The 20,410-nt window shown below is 50.0% G+C and carries 15 protein-coding genes; 13 read left to right on the forward strand and 2 right to left on the reverse strand.

Annotated features, from left to right (window positions below):
- Window positions 1-5 precede the first annotated feature (5 nt).
- The 10 genes from R6242_RS08035 (at window position 6) to R6242_RS08080 (ending at window position 9,670) form a co-directional block, all read left to right on the forward strand.
- Complete coding sequence (locus tag R6242_RS08035; protein ID WP_318425852.1) at window positions 6-1,178, forward strand: type II secretion system F family protein; 1,173 nt, start codon at window positions 6-8, stop codon at window positions 1,176-1,178.
- Window positions 1,175-2,881, forward strand: coding sequence for a GspE/PulE family protein (locus R6242_RS08040; protein ID WP_318425854.1), 1,707 nt, complete (start codon window positions 1,175-1,177; stop codon window positions 2,879-2,881). The genes R6242_RS08035 and R6242_RS08040 overlap by 4 nt, the downstream gene beginning before the upstream one ends.
- A gap of 393 nt (window positions 2,882-3,274) precedes the next feature.
- Window positions 3,275-4,057, forward strand: a complete 783-nt coding sequence (locus R6242_RS08045) for a hypothetical protein (protein WP_318425856.1) — start codon at window positions 3,275-3,277, stop codon at window positions 4,055-4,057.
- A gap of 103 nt (window positions 4,058-4,160) precedes the next feature.
- Window positions 4,161-4,685 carry a hypothetical protein gene (locus R6242_RS08050; protein WP_318425858.1) on the forward strand — a complete coding sequence of 175 codons (525 nt, stop codon included), beginning with the start codon at window positions 4,161-4,163 and terminating at the stop codon, window positions 4,683-4,685.
- Window positions 4,686-4,687: 2 nt separating this feature from the next.
- Window positions 4,688-5,233, forward strand: coding sequence for a type 4a pilus biogenesis protein PilO (gene pilO, locus R6242_RS08055; RefSeq protein ID WP_318425860.1), 546 nt, complete (start codon window positions 4,688-4,690; stop codon window positions 5,231-5,233).
- Between the two features lie 172 nt (window positions 5,234-5,405).
- Window positions 5,406-5,927, forward strand: a complete 522-nt coding sequence (locus R6242_RS08060) for a hypothetical protein (RefSeq protein ID WP_318425862.1) — start codon at window positions 5,406-5,408, stop codon at window positions 5,925-5,927.
- A gap of 96 nt (window positions 5,928-6,023) precedes the next feature.
- The gene (locus tag R6242_RS08065; RefSeq protein WP_318425864.1) at window positions 6,024-7,991 is read left to right on the forward strand and encodes a secretin N-terminal domain-containing protein; all 1,968 of its coding nucleotides are present in this window, start codon (window positions 6,024-6,026) and stop codon (window positions 7,989-7,991) included.
- 2 nt (window positions 7,992-7,993) lie between these two features.
- Window positions 7,994-8,488, forward strand: a complete 495-nt coding sequence (locus R6242_RS08070; RefSeq protein WP_318425866.1) for a type II secretion system protein — start codon at window positions 7,994-7,996, stop codon at window positions 8,486-8,488.
- Between the two features lie 314 nt (window positions 8,489-8,802).
- Window positions 8,803-9,174 (forward strand): type II secretion system protein, encoded by a 372-nt coding sequence (locus tag R6242_RS08075; RefSeq protein ID WP_318425868.1) that lies wholly within the window; start codon window positions 8,803-8,805, stop codon window positions 9,172-9,174.
- Window positions 9,146-9,670, forward strand: coding sequence for a type II secretion system protein (locus R6242_RS08080; RefSeq protein WP_318425870.1), 525 nt, complete (start codon window positions 9,146-9,148; stop codon window positions 9,668-9,670). Before R6242_RS08075 ends, R6242_RS08080 begins: the two co-directional genes overlap by 29 nt.
- Window positions 9,671-10,059: 389 nt before the next feature.
- On the opposite strand, the gene argJ is transcribed toward R6242_RS08080, so the two are convergent.
- Window positions 10,060-11,289, reverse strand: coding sequence for a bifunctional glutamate N-acetyltransferase/amino-acid acetyltransferase ArgJ (gene argJ, locus R6242_RS08085; RefSeq protein WP_318425872.1), 1,230 nt, complete (start codon window positions 11,287-11,289; stop codon window positions 10,060-10,062).
- Window positions 11,290-11,615: 326 nt separating this feature from the next.
- On the opposite strand from argJ, the gene astE reads away from it, so the two are divergent.
- From astE to hrpA, 3 genes are all read left to right on the forward strand, one after another.
- Window positions 11,616-12,608 carry a succinylglutamate desuccinylase gene (gene astE, locus R6242_RS08090; RefSeq protein ID WP_318425875.1) on the forward strand — a complete coding sequence of 331 codons (993 nt, stop codon included), beginning with the start codon at window positions 11,616-11,618 and terminating at the stop codon, window positions 12,606-12,608.
- Window positions 12,609-12,766: 158 nt separating this feature from the next.
- A complete protein-coding gene (locus R6242_RS08095; protein WP_318425877.1) occupies window positions 12,767-14,539 on the forward strand; it encodes a DUF885 domain-containing protein in 1,773 nt (590 codons plus the stop codon).
- 404 nt (window positions 14,540-14,943) lie between these two features.
- The gene (gene hrpA / locus R6242_RS08100) at window positions 14,944-18,867 is read left to right on the forward strand and encodes an ATP-dependent RNA helicase HrpA (protein ID WP_318425879.1); all 3,924 of its coding nucleotides are present in this window, start codon (window positions 14,944-14,946) and stop codon (window positions 18,865-18,867) included.
- 199 nt (window positions 18,868-19,066) lie between these two features.
- Here hrpA and R6242_RS08105 read toward each other — a convergent pair whose 3' ends face one another.
- Window positions 19,067-20,401: a hypothetical protein gene (locus R6242_RS08105; protein ID WP_318425881.1), complete on the reverse strand. Its 1,335-nt coding sequence runs from the start codon at window positions 20,399-20,401 to the stop codon at window positions 19,067-19,069.
- Between the last annotated feature and the right edge of the window lie 9 nt (window positions 20,402-20,410).

Consider the following 20,410-nt stretch of genomic DNA (forward strand, 5'->3'; position numbering starts at 1 on the left):
CCCCCATGCGCTACACCGTTAAAGCCTTGCAGGCAGGCAAGCTATTACAGCTTGAGATGGATGCTGCTAATGAAAGCGAGCTCAAAGACAAGCTGACGGCAGAAGGCCGGCAGTTATTGTCTGCAAAGCCACTCAAGCAGTTTGCTATGTCACGCAAAAAATTCGGCCTATCGCTATTTACCCAAGAGCTCATTGCACTCTTGCAAGCGGGCCTAACTCTGGTAGAAGCGGTTGAAACCCTCAAAGAAAAAAGCGCGCAAGACACCAATGGCGATGTATTAAGCCGCATGATAGAAGGCCTTTACCAAGGCTTACCATTATCTAAAGTTTTGGCGCAAATGAGCCAGCATTTTCCGCCTTTATATATTGCGACCGTTAGCTCAGCCGAAAAAACCGGCCACCTAGCCGATGCGCTGGGCCGCTATCATCATTACGAATCTCGGCTCGCCGCGGTTAAAAAGAAAGTGATTGCGGCGGTGATTTACCCCTTGGTGGTGATTGGTATTGGCGGCGGCATTATGCTGTTTTTGCTGTTTTATGTGATTCCAAAATTCAGCCAGATCTACGCCTCCATGAAAAACTTGCCCTTTGCCGCACAATTAATGCTGTGGTGGGGCGATCTGGTGCACCAGCACGGCTTAATGATGTTTGCCAGCATGGTGTTAAGTGTACTGCTGGCGGTGTTTTTACTACGTACTGATGCGGCAAAAAGTGCGCTACGAGAAGCCTTTTGGCGCTTGCCACGTTTAGAGCAGTACCGACGTTTATTTTCGCTGACCCGCTTTTACCGCACCGTGGGCCTGTTGCTGGCCGGTGGGATTTCGGTGGTACACGCCATGGAGCTGGCAGCGCAATTATTGCCGCTAAAAATGCAATTAGGCTTACAGCAAGCCCTAGTCGATGTGAAATCTGGTCAAGCACTTTCCCAAGCCCTACCCCGCTATCAGCTGACTACCCCCGTATCAGAGCGCTTACTACGGGTGGGTGAGCAAAGCGGAGAATTAGCCACCATGTGCGAGCGTAGCGCGCAGTTTTGTGATGAAGAACTAGAACGCGCCATCGATATGTTTACTCGGCTTTTTGAACCAATTCTGATGCTAATTATTGGGGTACTGATCGGCGGAATCGTGTTTCTGCTGTATATGCCGATTTTTGAGCTGGCTGGAAATATGCAATGACCGATGCCCAATACACGCCTGCTTTTGCAGCAGAAAACACCGCCTCTTTACCTAAACTCAGCCTAGAGCTGATCCAAACTCTGCGCAGCGATGCCAGCCAAAGCAGCCTAGGTGCCCACTTACAGCAGCTACTTGATCTAAGCGATGCAGATTACGGTGATCAGCTCAGCCACTTTCTGGGCCTGCCTTTTTTAAGTGATGACGCCATGAGTACGCTCAGCCCGCGTTACGACTTACTGCCTTACGGCGATGCGGTGGCCAAGCAGAGCTTGCTATTAGAAGGTAACGATGGCCTGTGGCTGGTGCTGGGTGATCCGTTTGATATGGCATTGCGCAATGCACTGCGCCAAAGAATCTCTGTCAGCTATCAAACGGCATTTGCCCATCATCAGGCGCTGCGTACTTACTTAGAACAGTTTGAAACCTCGCACCGCGCCATGGATCAGCTTGGGGCAGGCGAGCAAAGTGAAGTCAGCCAAAATGGGGTTGTTGAAATCTCTCTGGCAAGCTTAGTCAGCGATAAAAAACCCGTGGTTAAGCTGGTTAACTCCACGCTTTACGACGCGCTCAAAGCCAAAGCTTCTGATATTCATATGGAAAGCACCCCCAACGGGCTGACGATTAAATATCGTATCGACGGCGTGTTGCTGCATATTGGCGGGGCCAATGGCCTAGAAAACGCCGAGCAGGTGATCTCACGGATTAAAGTGCTGGCCGATCTGGATATTTCTGAGCGGCGCGTGCCACAAGATGGCCGTTTTAAGGCGCGGATTAATGGCCGCGAAGTCGATTTTCGCGTGTCCATCATGCCGTCTATTTATGGCGAAGATGCGGTGCTGCGGGTACTAGATAAGCAACAAAGCGGCGATGCATTTAAGCAGCTAAGGCTGGACGTGCTGGGCTTTGACGAGGGCACCATGGGGCGAATCCGCAGCCTAGCGCGTGAGCCTTACGGCCTGCTGCTGGTCACTGGGCCTACTGGTTCAGGTAAATCGACCACGCTTTACGCCACACTTTCTGAAATAAATACCGGTGAAGAAAAAATCATCACCATTGAAGACCCGGTGGAGTATCAGCTACCAGGTGTTTTACAAATTCCCGTGAATGATAAAAAAGGCCTGAGCTTTGCCCGTGGCCTGCGCTCGGTACTGCGGCATGACCCAGATAAGATCTTGGTGGGTGAGATTCGCGACGGCGAAACCGCCAATATCGCGGTGCAGGCCGCGCTCACCGGCCACTTGGTGCTGACCTCGGTGCACGCCAACAATGTGTTTTCGGTGCTCGACCGCTTTATCCATATGGGCGTAGAGCCCAATAGCTTTGTGGACGCGTTAATTGGCGTAGTGGCACAACGCTTGATTCGAAAAGTATGCCTGCACTGCATAGTGGACGATACGCCCGATGATGAGCTATTAGCCGCTTCAGGATTAAGCAGGGAAATGGTCAGCACATGGACATTTCGTAAAGGGGTGGGTTGTAAGGCCTGCCGCAATACCGGCTACCAAGGACGTAAGGCGATTGCCGAAGTTTTAAGGCTGAACGACGAATTAAAACAAGCTATCGCCAGCCGCGCACCGGCAGTAGAGCTCAAACAACTGGCAGCCCGCTTTGGGTTTTTATCCATGCGCCGGCAAGCAATGAGCGTGGTGGCCAGCGGCGAAACCACTTTGCAAGAAATTAACCGCGTGACGTTTGTGGATTAAGGGTTAATCACTCATGTCACGTACAAAAAAATTGGGTCCACGAAAAGAACAGAAAGATGCACAGGCTTAAGCTAGCCTCGCTGCCTTGTTATGGTTTTTTAAGTGATGGATATGCTCATCAATCGGGATGCAAATGAAGCGGTAGGCTACTCACTAAGTACTTCAAGCTAAATTTTCTTGTATTTGAAACAGGCTAAAAAAGCGTCATCCCCGAGTGTTTTTGTCGGGGATCCATCAGCGTAGCTAGATTCCCGCCTACGCGGGAATGACGCTGCTGATGGTCGTGATACACGATAACTTATGGTGTAGCACTTATTAATCTGTTGGTGTTTGATGTGTTTTTCGTGGACGACGTATTTTTTTAATAATGACGCTGGCGAATGGAAGTAAATCGTGTCCCCTTTATGGATTGAGCATAGCGTTTGGCTGGCGGGGAATAAGCTAACTCTGGCCAGCCAACCCCGCTTACAAAAAGCCGACAAGCAATGGCTGTCACAAGCGATTGATAGTCAGTCTGCTGCACTGAGTTTGCAGCAGTTGCTGGCTGCCCGCCCCGCAAGCAGCGTTAGCACGCTCAATGTGCTGCTCAGCGGAGATTGGGTGCGCTATGGCGTGCTGCCTTGGCAGGATGGCTTGTATCAGCCTAACGACTGGCAGGCTTACGCTCGGCTTATTCTTGCACAACAATTTGGCAGCAATGCCGATGGCTGGCGGGTGTGCATCAACCCCGCAGGCTTTGGCCAGCGCCGCCTTGCCTGTGCTATGGATGAATCTATTTACCAGATCGTGCTTGAGCTAGCCAAAAGCAATAAAACCCGCCTACAAAGCGTGCAGCCCTTATTAAGCAGCGTGATTGCGCAATATCGCCGTCAGCTTCTTGCTGCTGAATTTGCCTTAGTGGTGACAGAAAACGACAGCCTGTGCTGCGCTTTTTGGCAAGATAAGGCATGGCAAGGTGTCATCAACCTGCCGATCAATCAGGGCAGTGATGCGCTGCACAATGGTGGCATGGCGGCGCTGCTGCGCCAAGCGGCCATGCTGGCACAAGTGTCGCTCCCCAAACAAATCTACATCAGCTCATCAGCGCATTCGCTGGCTAAACTCGGCCTGCCGGGCTGTGAGGTGGCCTACCTTGGCGCAGTCCACCCCTTATTTACCGAAGGGGTTGCCACATGAAACCCGTACAACTCTATTTGTATACACGCCCAAGCTCACTCTCGATTGTAGCGGCGGCTGACCTTGATGCGGTGCATCAACGATCTACCAAAGGGGCTGCCACATGAAGCCCGTACAACTTGATTTTCATAAGCGCCCCAGCTCAACACCTTGGTTGGGTCTGGTGATTGTGGTGGCCGCAGTGATTACTCTGCTATGGGTGATGACTCGGCTGGATATTGCTGAACAAATGCGTCAGCAGCTAGATAGCCAAGAAGATGAAATCAGCTGGAATCGCCGCCGTATCGACGAAGCCCGCAATAAGGAGCAAAAAGAAGCCCCAACCAATGCCAAAGTGCAGGCCGCGCAACAAGCGCAGCAGCAAGCTATTGGCCCCGTATTAGTGGTGCTGGAGCAAACGTGGCTGCCGAACGTGGCTTACACCCGAATTGAGCTGGCCAGTGCGGAGCATCTAGTTAAGCTGGATTTGGAAGCCAAAACACTGGCCGATGCTTTAGCACTGGTAGACAGCTTGGGTAGTACCAAGGGAGTGAAGGCTGTTTCTTTATCCAGACACAATATGCGGGTCAGCGATCCGTTTCGTCCGGTACAGGTTAATCTAGATATCACATGGGAGCCGCGTCAGTGAATATGCAGCGACTCTTACAACATGGCCACTGGTATCTGCGCCAGTGGCGGCAATACGCGGGGATTCTGGCGATAGCAGGGCTGGTTTTAATGCTCTTTGCCACTGCTTTATACCTGCAAAAGCTTAAGCCGCTGCAAAAAGACTTAACCCTGCGCGAAAGCACGCTGAGCGAGGCAGCGCGTAAGCTGAAAATAGCCAGTGCAATGGCATCAAACGCGTCCCAAGCCAGCAGCGTAGCTACGCGGCTCCCCAAATCCAGCGAATTTACCGCGTTTTTACTCAAGCTTAATGCGCTGGCGGAGCAAAAACATATTGTGCTGCAGCAAAGCGATTACAAAGCCACGCCTGAAATCAATGGCGAGCTGCTGCGCTACAGCCTGCAGTTTCCTGCCAATGGGGCTTACCCAGACGTACAGCAATTTATTGCCGAGCTGGAGAAAATGCCAGGGGTAAAAATAGAAAACCTCAGCCTCACCCGTCAGCAAATTGGCGAAGCCATGCTCAGCCTGCAAGTGCAAATGTCTTATCTAAGCGAGGTGCAGCAATGATATTGCACTCGCCAGCCATAATACCGCTTGGGCAAAAAACATCGCTCTTCGCTGCAATCTGTAAAGTGGGCAAAGCGGTTTACCTTGCTCACGCAGATGCACCGCAATGGCCTGAACCCATACACCACGTGGGCAACTTGCCCTGCCTACAGCGGCAAGAAGGACGCTGCTAATGATTTCGCGCCCTTTACAAATTATTGTTGCCATCACCGCCCTGCTGACTATTTACGTGGCATGGCAAGATAGCCAGCCAGAAGAAAGCCACGAGCGCCGCCAGCAGCGTACTGCAACCGCCAGTGCGGCTCAGGCATCCGCCGTAGCAAAGGCGGTGGCGTCATCCGCCAGTAGCGTGGCGGTGAATTTATTCCCAGTGCAAACTTGGCAGCCGCCACCACCGCCGCCACCTAAACCCACACCAACGCCTAAGCCCACACCGACGCCTCCCCCCATCGCGCCGCCTTTGCCCTTTCAAGTGGTTTCTACTTGGCATGAAGGCAGCACCGATTATGTGGTGCTAGAGGCTAATGGCCAGCAGATAGTGGTTTGCCAAAGCTGCAATGCACTTGGGCGTGTACAAAAAGGCGAGACTTTACTTGGCACTTGGCGCGTTGATCAGGTGACTCGCCAACAAATTGTGTTTACTTTCCTGCCACTGAATCAGCAGCAGGTGCTCCCTCTTGGAGCGACTCCTTGAAGCGCGTATTTAGCCGGTGTTCAATTACTTATAATTTCTCTGCTGCACACAGCAGGTTTTGTCTTGGGGAGCTACACCTTGAAGCGCGCATTTAGCATGACTCTTATCGCGGCCAGCCTGCTAACAGGCTGCGCTGCCGACATGGCCCGCAAGCAGGGTGAATCATTAATCTATGAAGGCGAAGTAGAGCAAGGATTACAATTATTAAGAGAAAAATCCAAGCTTTACCCTGACGATATTAAGCTGCGTACCAGTTATCAGCGCCAATTAGACAGCACACTCAATCTATTACTAAAAGAAGCCGACAATGCCCGTGCGCGCGGCGATATTGAGCTGGCCACCAATCGCTATCAGCAAATGCTCTCGCACGATAATGGCAATTACCGTGCGCAAGAAGGCCTTAGGCTAACTGAGATCGCGGCGCGGCAAGATTCCATGCTGAAATATGCACGGGAAATCAAAGAAAGTAAGCCTGATGAAGCACTCGATGTGCTAGCGCAAATTTTAAATGACAACCCTAGAAATCCGCAGGCACTTAGGCTGCGCGATGAGATAGAAAGCCGTAAGACCCGCGAAGCCACGCTGCGCCCAGGTTTGGCTCAGTCTTTAAAAAACCCGATTTCTTTGCAATTTAAAGACCAAAGCATTAGCAGCGTATTTGATATTATTTCGCGCATAGGTAAAGTCAATTTTATTTTTGACCGCGATGTTGCCCCTAATCTGCGCACAACTATTTATGCGCACGATAGCAGCGTTGAAGACGTAATCAATTTAATTTTGACCACCAATCAATTAGATAAAAAAATACTGAATGAAAACACCATTCTGATTTATCCAAAGCGCCCAGATAAAGACCGTGATTACAAAGATTTGGTGATGCGCACCTTTTATTTATCCAATGCCGATCCAAAACAGGTATTGGCCATGATTAAGCAAATGGTTAAAACCAAAGATGTGTATATCGACGAGCGTTTATCCATGCTGGTTATGCGGGATACGCCCGAAGCCATCGCCGTGGCCGAGCGGCTCATTGCGGCCCAAGATTTGCCGCAATCAGAGATTATATTAGATGTAGAAATCCTAGAAGTCAGCAGCACCGATTTACTTAATATGGGGATTCAATATCCAGACACCATTAGTGCATCGCTTGCGCCCATTAATGTGCCACTGATTGGCACAACGAGCACGCCGGCCGGAAACATTAGCTTGGATAGGCTAAGTAATCTAAATAAAAGCGATGTATTAGTGAACCTTGGCAACCCGATGATCAGCGCCAACTTCACCCACAATAAGGGCACGACCAATATTTTAGCCAACCCCAAAATTCGTGTTAAAAACCGTGAGAAAGCCAAGGTACAGATTGGTGAACGCGTACCCGTTGTGACCACCACCAATAATAACGGCACCACCTCAGAATCCATCACCTACCTTGATGTGGGGCTAACGCTGAATGTAGAACCCGTGCTATCCAATGATAACGATATCAGCGTTAAAGTATCGCTAGAGGTATCCAACGTTACCGGCAGCATTACCACCCGTAACGGCTTAATCGCTTACAAAGTGGGCACGCGCAATGCCACCACCAATATGAGCGCTAGGGATGGAGAAACACAGGTACTGGCTGGCTTATTATCCCGCACCGATCAATCCACCGGTAACGCCCTGCCTGGCCTTGGCGAGCTACCTGGCCTTGATCGCCTCTTTGGTAATAAAAAAGACGATAACGCCAAAACCGAGCTAATTCTGCTGATTACCCCGCGTGTGGTGCGCAATTTGGCGATTCCATCACCACATATCACCACCTTTGAAAGCGGCACAGAAGGCGCAATCAGTATCAGCCCACTGCGCCTGCGCACCAGCTCCAGCATTAAAATCAACAGTAATTCTAGCGGTAGCGTCATGATGCCAGCACCACAAGTCGTGATAGCACAGCCCGCACCAGAGCCAGCACCGGCTCAAGTACCCGTGCCAAGCCAAAGCGAGGAATTTGTACCTAAATCCACGCCGCCCGCACCAGAGCCCACCCCTTTACCTGCTCGCGGCAACGGTATGGGACGCCGTTAAATATGTTAGCAAGCGCACCCCGCAGCAGGTTTAATCAAGGTTTTACCTTGATCGAGCTGATGGTTACGCTCACGATTTTGGCTGTTTTAGCCACTGTAGCCATGCCACTCTCGCAAATTACGGCCACTCGCCAAAGAGAGGAAGACCTGCGCCGCGCGCTGTGGCAAATTCGCAGTGGGCTGGATGCCTATAAACAAGCTGCAGACGATGGGCAGATCAAAAAGTCGCTCGATGAATCGGGTTACCCTCCTAATCTGGCGGTATTAACCGAAGGCGTAAAAGACGCCAAAGATCCAAATGGCAAAATGATTTACTTTCTGCGCCGCCTCCCCCGCGATCCATTTTGTGACTGCCCAAGCAGCACCGATGAAAAAACGTGGGGGCTACGCAGCTACACCAGCCCGCCCGATTCACCACAAGCAGGCCGAGATGTATTTGATGTTTATTCCTTAAGCACCGGCATAGGCTTAAATGGCGTGGCTTATAAAAAGTGGTAAATAATGTCCTGATTATGGCTCTTGCTCAAAAAAAAACATGTATTGCATATCGGCCAATATGCCGTAGGGGCGCTGCTTGCTGCGCCCTGCTCAGCAAGGGCGCAGCAAGCAGCGCCCCTACGGCTTCGACAAAAACAAGCTAGAGGCATACTCAGCAATAATGCTACGCAGCCCACTAAAAAAACAAACAGATACCACATGACCATTACTTTTAGATCCGTTTTTTTCATGTATTTAGTGTTTCTCGTGGATAAATAGTCTTTGTTCGTAACATCAACTGGTAACTTATATTGCTCAAGCCAAGAAGGCTATGTATGAAAAAAACCCTATCTGGTTTCACCTTAATCGAGCTACTTGTTGTGCTCGCCATTATGGCCAGTCTACTCACGCTGGTGGTGCCGCGCTATTTTCATCAAACCGAGCGCGCTAATGAAACGGTACTCAAACATAATTTAGTCGCCATGCGCGATGCCATCGATAAGTTTTATGCCGATTCTGGCCGCTACCCCAGCAATATTGCGGAGTTAGTGAGCCAGAAATACCTACGCGAAATGCCTATGGACCCGATCACCAGCAAAAACGATAGTTGGCAGGTGGTTGCCCCAAGCAATGCCAGCGGCGTGTATGACGTAAAAAGTGGCGCTGAGGGGAACGGCAATGATGGCTCCGCTTACAATAGCTGGTAAAACACAGATCCAACCTAGCTTTGGCAGCAAGCAAGAAGCAGGCTTTGCTTACGCTTGGGCCTTAATGGCGGTGCTGATTATGGGAATCTATTTAGCACAGGTGGGTGAGGCTTGGCAAAACCGCGCCCAACGAGCAAAAGAAGCAGAGCTGCTCCGCGTAGGCGCAGAAATCCGCCGAGGGATTAAGCTCTATACCGAACAAAACCAGATGCAAGGCACGCAATACCCTAAAACACTAGAAGAGCTGGTACTCGACCCCCGCAGCCCCAGCCCGCGTCGTTTTATCCGCAAAGCATATAAAGACCCACTCACCGGTGAAGATTGGCAGTACATCTCCGCCCCTGGTGGAGGCTTTATGGGCGTGTATAGCAAGGCCCAAGGCAAGCCCCTCAAACAACGCCTATTTCCTAGCGATTTTGCCAGTTTTGCCGATCAAAACAGCTACCAAGACTGGAAATTTGCCCACTGGCCTAATGGTAAAGCGCTAAAAAAATAGCGCTTATTTATTGCTCTATTAGTCAGTAAAAAAGCAAATCCCCCTCAATCCCCCTTTTACTAAGGGGGAGGTTGCTACGAGAAAATGATGCCCAATATTGTGAAGATGCTTATACGTTTAAGGCACTTATCCCCTCTTTAAAATGTGTTAGAGGCTTATGCGTTTAAAGCACTTGCCCCCATTTTAAAAGGCGTTAGAGGCTTACGCGTTTAAGGTACTTGCCCCCACTTTAAAAGGTGCTAGTGGCTTACGCGTTTAAGGCAATTGTCCCCACGTTAAAAGGCGCTAGAGGCTTACGCGTTTAAGGCACTTATCCCCCCCTTTGAAAAAGAGGGGTTAGGGGGGATTTGGCTTTAGCTGGGCAAGCTCAGCCTGCCCTAAGCCATCAATCAGCTACGATAATCCGCATTGATTTTTACGTAGTCATAAGAAAAATCGCAGGTCCAGATAGTGGCAGCCTCCGTACCACGGTTTAGTTTTACCGTGATGCTGATTTCAGCTTGCTTAAGCACGCGCTGGCCGTCTTCTTCCTTGTAACCCGCGTAGCGGCCACCGTCTTTGGCCACTAGCACGTCATCCAGCCACACTTCTAGCGTATCTACGTCTAGGTTTGGCACTTCTGAATAGCCAATCGCGCACAGAATACGGCCCAGATTTGGGTCTGAGGCAAAGAACGCCGTTTTAACCAAGGGCGATCTGCCAATGGCGTAGCCAACGGCTTTGCACTCAGCGCGATCCAAGCCGCCTTCTACATGAATGGTGATAAATTTGGTGGCACCTTCGCCATCACGAATAATCGCCTTAGCCAGCGTTTGGCTGATTTCTAATACCGCATCGCGCAGCGTGGCAAAGTCGGCGCTGCTGCTGTCGGTGATTTCTGCATTACCCGCTTGGCCGGTAGCGATCAGGATAAAGCTATCGTTGGTACTGGTATCGCCATCCACGGTGATGGAGTTAAACGAGCGATCTGCCGACCAAGCCACCAACTCTTGCAGCAAATTTTGTGATACCGCAGCATCGGTTGCCAAATAGCCCAGCATGGTGGCCATATTCGGGTGAATCATCCCCGCGCCCTTGCTAATGCCGGTTAGGGTGACGGTTTTGCCGCCTAATACAATTTTCTTGCTCGCCGCCTTAGGGGCCACATCGGTGGTCATGATCGCGTTGGCGGCTTCAAACCAGTTGGCGGGTTTTAGATCGCCAATAGCGGCATCCAGCGCAGCAATAATTTTACCTGCCGGTAGCGGCTCTAAAATTACCCCAGTAGAGAACGGCAGCACTTGAGCGGGGTTAATATCCAAACGCTCGGCCAACGCAAAGCAGATTTCTTTAGCGCGCTCAAACCCATCCAAGCCCGTGCCCGCATTGGCATTACCGGTATTCACCACCAGTGCGCGAATTTCACCGCTGTCATTAAGATGGCTACGGCAAATACGCACCGGTGCCGCGCAAAATTTATTCAGCGTAAACACCCCAGCTGCGCGGCTGCCCTTGGCTAATCGCATCACCAACACATCTTTGCGGCCAACCGTTTTAACGCCTGCCGAGGCAATACCAAGTTCTACTCCGGCAACAGGATAAAGCTGGCTAGGATCAAGCGTGGGCAGATTAACGAGCATGTCTAAAATCTCCGAATAAAGCAAAAAGCATGATTGTAAAGCACGCGCGCCCCACTGGCTTTAGCCACCAACCGCAAATGGCCTAAAAAGTAATGAATAAGGGATGTGATGACCACCTAATGGGCGCTTTGCTCGCTTTAAGGTGGGCAGCTGTGCCGCGCGGATGGCTCGTTTTACTGATTAAAACGCGTGGGCACGGCTGCCCAGCCTACATTTGGGCGCATGCCATCAGCCATTTATTGTTTACAAACAAATAGCAGTTAATTGTCACCTCATTCAAGTTTTGGGTTTACCATTTAATTTGGGCTTTATAAATTGGATTCCAAATGCCGCACACACACCCTGTTCTTGCCGATTTTTTAAGCTTTACCCTTAGTAATCACCCTATTGATATCAAGCAAGGCCAGCTTGCTAATGGGGTGCATTGGCACTACCTAGGCGAGGGGATGTTAGAAATGACCCCGCAGCATGGCAGCGATCAAAGCTTGGTGCTTTCTGCTGGCATCCACGGTAATGAAACCGCTCCTATCGAGCTACTCAACGCCTTGGTGCAAGATATTGCCAGCGGCAAGCAGCCAGTGGCAGTGCGCTTGCTGGTTTTGCTGGGCAATGTGGCGGCCATGCGTCAAAACGATCGATATCTTCAAGATGATCTCAACCGCCTGTTTGATCATCGCCACCAAAAACGGCCAGAGAGCCCAGAAGCGCAACGCGCCTCCAGCATCGAGGCCGCAATGGCGCAGTTTTTTAACGCCGCCAGCGGCAAGAAATATCACCTAGACCTACACACCGCGATTCGCCCCTCCAGCTTTAGCCGCTTTGGCCTGCTGCCCTACCAAAGCCGCCCTTACGATGCCTATTTGCTTAGCCTACTAGAGCGCTGCGATTTAGGCGCGCTACTGATTAATCACGCCCCTGCAGGCACGTTTGCCTATCATAGCAGCCAGCACCACAGTGCAGAATCGGTCACTTTAGAGCTAGGCAAAGTACAGCCCTTTGGGCAAAACCAGTTAGCCGAATTTGCCGGCATCAACGCCCTAATGCGCGCCATGGTGGCAGGCACCCGGCCCGCTGCGGCTGCCCAGCCCTACAAAACCTTTAAAGTGGTGGCGCAGCTAGAAAAGCACAGCGAAGACTTTGTGCTGAATATCCCCAGCGACGTTGCCAACTTCACCGCCTACCCCAAGGGCACCTTGATCGCCTCCGATCAAGGCTATGAGTACACCGTCATCCACAGCGAGGAGCGCATTGTCTTCCCCAACCCAAAGGTAAAGCCAGGGGTTAGGGCTGGGCTAATGGTGGTGGAAGTAAACAACTAAAAATGCCCAATGTGTGCAAGCCCATTGCTTGCACACCTATTTACGATGCTAAGCTGCACTAAGCCAGTTTCCCGCAATTGACCCACCGCATAAAACCATTGATACTCCAACGACATACTGACGCAAAACTGACTTTTAACCCAAAGTGAGTATCAATCATGCCAAAGCCATCTAGCAAGCTTGCACATATCGGGCTGATCTCTGCCGCTTTAATGTGCTCATTTTCGACAAATGCAGCCAGCCCCACATGGCTTAGCCAAAGCAATCAAGACGCCCAGCCATTACTACAATTAATGGGTAAATACTCGCCAGAAAACGCGGGTAATTTAGGAGTAGACGGCTTAGATGAGCAAATTACTGATTTATCCCATGATCGCTTTGAGATTAGAAATAAAGAAACTCAGGCCATTATTCAGCAATTACAAGCACGTTTAAATACAGAAACACATTCTAAAAATAAACAAGACTTGCAAATACTCATCCGTAGTGCCGAAAACAATCTGCGCAAAAAAACCTTAGAGCGCAAATATTTTCTGCCCTTTAATGATCTAAGCAATCAAATTTTTAATACCGTCCAGCAAACCTTAGACCCACGCGTCCCCAAAGCACGCCAACAAACATTGCTAGTACGCTTAAATAAATATGCAGGGCTCTTTGAAGGCTTTAAGCCAATCACGGATTTAGCCGCAGATCGTATGCACGAGCGCTTAAAAGCCAACCCGCAACTGATTGGGCCTTTTAAAGGCGATATTGAACAGGCCTTAAACGATGGGCCGGTTTATCTGGCAGGCATCAAAGAAATGCTGGCTAAAAGTGAGGTAAAAGGCTGGGAAACAACTTGGGCCAAATTAGAGCAACAACTCACGGCCTACAATCAATTACTTAAGCAAGAAGTTCTGCCACGGGCCCGCAATGATTACAAACTACCCGCCGAAGTTTATGCCAATAATCTGCGCGATTTTGGGGTGGATATCCCACCAGAAGAATTAATCTCTAAAGCGCTGACTTCGTTTGCTGAGCTTCGCAATCAAATTGCCATTACAGCGACCATTGTGGCCAAAGAGCATCACTTTGCTAATGCAGATTATCGTGCGGTGATTCGTGAATTAAAGAAAACCCAAATTCCCAAAGAAAATGTCATCGCCAAATACAGTGACATCCTCGGGCAAATTGAAGCCATTATTAAAGACCAGCAAATTGTAACCTTACCCGATCGCAAAGCCGTGATTCGTTTAGCCAGCGATGCAGAAAACGCTAATCAACCCGCGCCGCACATGAATCCGCCCCGCTTACTTGGCAATAGCGGCGAATACGGCGAATTTGTACTGACTTCGGGCGTGCCAGCTGGCGCATCCAGCAAAACGCTACACTTTGATGATTTTACCCATCAGGCAGGCACGTGGACGCTGACTGCGCACGAGGCTAGGCCGGGGCATGAATTGCAATTTGCAAAAATGGTAGAAACAGGCGTTTCTATAGCGCGGGCCATCTTTGCCTTTAATAGCGCCAATGTAGAAGGATGGGCCTTATATGCCGAGGCCGAGATGCAACCTTTTGAGCCTATGGATGGTCAGTTGTTTGCCCTGCAGCACCGTATGTTGCGAGCCGCTCGCGCCTTTTTAGACCCCATGGTGAATTTAGGCCAGATGCCCGCCGAAGGGGCCAAAGCATTTTTAATGGAAGAAGTCGGTCTATCCGAAGGCATGGCCACCCAAGAAATGCAACGCTATACCTTCCGCTCTCCAGGGCAAGCAACCTCCTACTTTTATGGCTATCAGCAACTGATGGAAACGCGCCAAATCGCCGAAGTGGCCCTGCGTAAAAAGTTTGACCGCCGCGCCTTCAATGATTTTGTGCTATCGCAAGGCCTAGTACCTGGGCGCATTTTACGTGAGGCGGTGATTCAAGAATTTGTGCCTGCACGGCTTTGATGAGCACTTCAGCTGTTGGGGGTCGCCATTTGAATGGGTGCACAAGAAAACCGACTTGCACACACTAAGGGGCGGCTCGAAATAACTTCCCTACAAGAAAAACCGTCATCCCCGAATGTTTTTATCGGGGATCCAGTCGCGCTGCTGGATTCCCGCCAAAGGCATGCGGGAATGACGGCGTTTCAGAAAACTAAAGTTATTAATAAGTCGGGTAAAACCCGCATTTTTCAACGTTGCTCGCGGCTTGCACCCGCCCCAAGAGTGGCATATTGCTTAAGTTGATAGGATTAAGCCCCCCTAATCTGTAAGCAAAAAATAAGTATAAGCAGTAAATCAGCCCGATTTACTAGCTTTGCTCTGCCGCATGTTAAAATCGCCCCCTTTCACGTATTTGATAGCAGCTAATGACAGCCACCGGCACGCCTTCTTCCCCAGAGCAAAACCCAGCCCCAAACTACCTGCAGCAACTGACCGACACGCAGTTGACAGACAGGGGTAATCTGGAGCGCCTGCTGCATCGCCTGAATCAGCGCCAAGCCAAGCAGCAGCCTTGCGAGAAAGAATTGCGCGAGCTGGAAGCGGGCATTGCCAAATCGCTGGCTAAAAGTGAGCAGCGCCGTACGCGCCTGCCACGCCCAGAATTCGATGAGAATCTGCCGGTTAATCAGCGCAAAGATGAATTGGCAGAGGCGATAGCCAAGCATCAGGTGGTCATTGTTTGCGGTGAAACCGGCTCGGGTAAAACCACGCAATTGCCGAAGATTTGTCTAGAGCTTGGCCGTGGAGTGCATGGGCTGATTGGCCATACCCAGCCACGCCGCCTTGCCGCCAGATCGGTGGCAACCCGCATTGGCCAAGAATTAAAATCTGAAAACGCCGTTGGTTTTAAGGTGCGTTTTACCGATAAAACCACCGACGCCAGTTATATCAAGCTGATGACCGATGGGATTTTGCTGGCCGAAACGCTATCTGATCCTTATCTACTTAAGTACGACACGATTATTATCGACGAGGCGCACGAGCGCAGCCTAAATATTGATTTCTTACTCGGCTATATCAAGCAGCTATTGCCAAAACGCCCCGAGCTGAAAGTGATCGTTACCTCGGCCACCATTGATGCCGAGCGCTTTAGTCAGCATTTTGCTGGTGCGCCTGTCATGGAAGTCTCTGGCCGCACCTTCCCAGTGGAAGTGCGCTATCAGCCACTGCACGCCATTGATGAGGACGATCAAGAGCTAGAAATGGAAGAGGCCATCGTGCAAGCCATTGAAAACCTGTGGCGCACCGATGGTAGTGGCGATGTGCTGGTGTTTTTGCCAGGCGAGCGCGAGATTCGTGAAACCGCCGAAGAGCTGCGCAAAGCTAAGCTAAGAGACGCTGAAATTCTGCCGCTGTTTGCACGGCTTTCGAATGAAGATCAGCAGCGGATTTTCCGCTCCACCAGCACTGGCCGACGCATTATTCTGGCCACTAACGTCGCCGAAACCTCGCTCACCGTGCCGGGCATCCGCTATGTGGTGGATTCTGGCCATGCGCGGATTAAACGCTATTCGCCCCGCGCCAAAGTCGAGCAATTACTGGTTGAGAAAATTTCCCAAGCCTCAGCCCGCCAACGCTCTGGCCGTTGCGGCCGTGTGGCTTCTGGTATTTGCGTGCGTCTTTATGATGAAGCTGACTTTAACAACCGCCCTGAATTTACTGATCCAGAAATCGTTCGCTCGTCTTTAGCTGCAGTCATCTTGCGGATGGCGGCATTAAAGCTGGGGCATATCGATAACTTTCCTTTCTTAGAAGCGCCATCTAGCCGCTTGGTCAGCGATGGTTATCAGCAGCTGCGCGAGTTGGGTGCGGTGGATAGCGAAGATCAACTTACGCCAATTGGTAAACAGCTAGCACGCCTACCGGTAGACCCGCGCATTGGCCGCATGTTGCTGGCTGGGCGAGATGAGCATTGCTTGGCAGAAATCCTGATTATTGCCTCGGCGCTGTCGGCGCAAGACCCACGCGAGCGCCCTTTTGACGCCAAAGAAGCCGCTGCCCGTGCCCAAGCTAAGTTTGTGGATGATAAATCCGACTTTCTATCTTTCCTACGCATGTGGGAATTCTTTAACGAGGCACTGGATAATAAAACCAGCAACCGTCAGCTAATTAATCTTTGCCACGAGCACTTTTTATCCTATCTGCGCTTACGCGAATGGCGAGATTTACATCGCCAGCTCAGCGAGATTTGTCAGGATATGGATTTACAAGTCAATGACTTGAAAGCTGCACCGGGCACGCCAGAGCAGATTTTAAAAGCGCTGATGACGGGTTTGCTTGGCAATATCGGCTTTAAACAGCCAGAAAACGACGAATACCTTGGCGCGCGCGGGATTAAATTTAATATTTTCCCTAGCTCTGGCCTAAAAAAAGCACGGCCTAAATGGATTATCGCCGCCGAGGTGGTTGAAACCACCAAGATCTATGGCCGCTGCGTCGCCGCCATCGAGCCTGAATGGGTAGAGCGCATCGCCAGCCATCTGGTCAACCGCCATTATTTTGACCCGCACTGGGAAAAAACCTCGGCTCAAGTCAACGCCAGCGAGCGCGTTACCCTGTACGGCCTGCCGATTGTGCCCAAACGCCGCGTACATTTTGGCAAGATCGATCCCGTCGCCGCGCGGGAGATATTTATCCGCGAAGCCTTGGTGCGCTTTAACTACAACAGCCGCGCCAAATTCTTTGAGCATAATAAAGCGCTGATTCTGGACGTGCAGGATTTAGAACATAAAGCCCGCCGTCAGGATGTGCTGGTGGATGATGACGCGCTGTTTGCATTTTTTGACGCCAAGATTCCAGCCGATATCGTTAATGGTGCGGGTTTTGAGGCTTGGCGTAAGCAAATTGAGCGGGATAATGCTCAGCATTTATTCTTAAGCCGCGATGATTTAATGCAGCACGGTGCAGATGCGGTGACCGAAGAGCAATTCCCAGAGTTTTTCCGCCTGCTGGATGCCAAACTACCGCTTGCCTACCGCTTTGAGCCTGCTCACCCGCTAGATGGCGTTACCATTACCCTGCCCTTGCACCTGTTAAATCGCGTGAATCACGCTATTTTTGACTGGCTGGTGCCTGGCATGCTGCGTGAAAAAATCACCCTGCTGATTAAATCCTTACCTAAATCCATCCGCCGTATCTGCGTGCCGGTGCCAGAATTTGCCACCAAAATGCTGATCGCGCTGGATCAAGCTTCAAGAACCGAACCACTGCTACCGCAGCTGGCGCAGGCGGTTGGCCGTGGCGCGGGGCTGATTGTGCCAGCGGATGAGTTCAATCCCAAAGATTTGCCAACGCATCTGCAAATGAATTTTAGAATTGTGGACGATGCAGGGCAAGAGCTGGCGCAGGGGCGCGATCTGATCGCGCTACGCGCCCAGCTAGGTGAAGCCGCGCAAATGACCTTTCGCGATGCCGCCGACGATAGTGTAAGCATTGAAAAAACCGGCATCATCAAGTGGGATTTTGGCGAGCTGCCCGCCAAAATCAACTTTAAGCGCCAAGGCCGCCCTATTACCGGCTTCCCCGGCCTTGTGCCGGAAGAAGACGCGGTAGCGATTCGTCTATTTGATACCGAATTTGCCGCCAGCATCGCCCACCGTAGTGGTGTGATTTGCTTACTTAAATTTGAACTCAAAGACCATGTTAAGCAGCTGCCTAAATCACTGCCCACCTTCAATCCGCTGGCACTGCAATTACGCGGCGTGTGTAATGGCGATGAATTAATGGAGGACGTGGTGGCCAGCATTTGCGATCGCGCCTTTATTGGTGAAGACGAGCCACCACGTAAGCCTAAAGACTTTGAAGGGCAAAAATCACGCGCCAAAGTACGCCTGCCATCGGTACGTGATGCGGTGATGCGTATTCTGGCCGAGCTGACTGGCGAATACGTGGCGCTGAATAAACTGCTCGCCAAACCCTCGCCGTTTGCAAACAATATGAACGAGCTGCTGGGCCAGTTAGTCTTCAAAGGCTTTTTACAACAAACCCCGTGGGAGCAACTGCCTCGCCTGCCCATCTATGTAAAAGCCATGCGTATCCGCGCCGAAAAACGCGTTGCCAATCCGCAAAGAGACGGCCAACGCGGTGCGGAAATCAATGAGCTATTTAAGCGCTGGGAAGCAGAAATGCTCAAATGGGAGAAAGAAGGCAGAGACACCGCCCCACTCGCCCCATTCCGCTGGATGGTAGAAGAACTGCGCGTTGGCCTATTTGCCCAAGAGCTCAAAACGCCTTATCCAGTATCGGTAAAGCGTTTAAGTAAGGTGTTTGAAGATTTAACGCGGCGCTAAAAAAATACCCCAGTTAAATCAAGCTGGGGTATTTTTTTATCTAAGTACTTAGTTATCGAGTATTCAGAAAATCAGCATCGTTATTCCCGCGTAAGCAGGAACCCAGTGCGCTACTGGATCCCCGACAAAAACGCTCGGGGATGACGCTTTTTTAAGCTATTTTAAATACACGAAAACTTATTATTCACTACTTAGTTAATTAAAATATTTTCGAGCCTTTAATGCTTGAAGGATATGTTCCTTCGCATACGCTAGGCTTGGTATATTTTTCAGTACGGGTATATGAGCCGGATAAAACATTATTAGCTAAATCAAAAGCCACATTTTGTGACCAGTTAATTGTGCCCACGCCTTTACTATTATCAAAAGTTTGAGTCTTGAAATTATTTAGCTGATTATTACCGGAATAATTAATCGCCAACTCAGACTGCTTGCTGCCATCCCAGAAACGATAAGTTCCTTTACCATTTGCCTCTGGTTTAACTAGCCAAGTAAAGCCCAAGGTATTGCCTGTGGATGAATAATCACAAGTACTGTATTTAGGCGTCGCAGTGCTTGCTTGAGCCGTTAATACACCCATCCATAAATCATAGCTACCATAACGCTGACCATTCTTACGCGCACCAACAATTTCGTAAGTACGTTTTTCATCCCAGATCAGTGCTTTAGTACTTGCATTATATTCAGTGTCAACTGTTTCTTCTTTTACAAAGCCCACTTTAGCAGCGTGCCAGCGCTTTGAGCTCCACGTAATATCAAAACTTTCTGTATTGCCTTTATGCAAAATAGACGTATTTTCCATAGAAACGCAGGTATCTAATTTACCCAGCTTAGTGTCAATCGTTTCCCGACCAACAAAGCTATACTCTGATTTAACATTTTCGCTACGTACTTCATTGGCATACCAGCTAGCCGTCACTTTGCGTGTGTACTCTACTTTTTGAGGCTGATCTTTTACTAAATCATAAAGATAGACATTAGGAGCAGCATTTATTGCTAGATTTTTTTGTATCCAATCCATGGATTTGCCATTCTGATCAAAAGAATCATCGCGCCAACCTAATAATTTTTTCCCATCTGTGCTTCTATATTCTTTAGCAAAGCTAGAATAAGGGAAATAATTAGATGAAGAATAATTAGTCGCGTCTTCTAAAAAGGTGTATTTACTAGGTTTTTGTAAAACTGACTCACCATCAAGGCTAACAGTTTCATTTTTAGCATCAAAATAGTGCTGATATACCCCACCATTCCAGCCTTCTTTGAATTGCTGCTTGCCATAAAAATCAAATTTTTTCTGCCCATCCCAAAGAAATACTGCCGTATCCCCTTCAGTTGTACTTGTGACTTTTAAATCTGCCGGTAAAGAAAGAGATGCAATACACTGCGCCAGTGTTTCTTTGACCGGATTAGTCACACCCGTCGATACCGCTGGAGTAGCCACAGCAGTATTACTTGAATCCCCCCCTCCACCACCGCAGGCAGTCAGTGCCGTGGATAAGGCCAATACCATTGTTGTTAGCGCGTAATTTTTCATGATCTTCCG

Origin of the sequence: Iodobacter sp. CM08 (genome assembly GCF_033446605.1) — a bacterium.
Taxonomy (GTDB): domain Bacteria; phylum Pseudomonadota; class Gammaproteobacteria; order Burkholderiales; family Chitinibacteraceae; genus Iodobacter.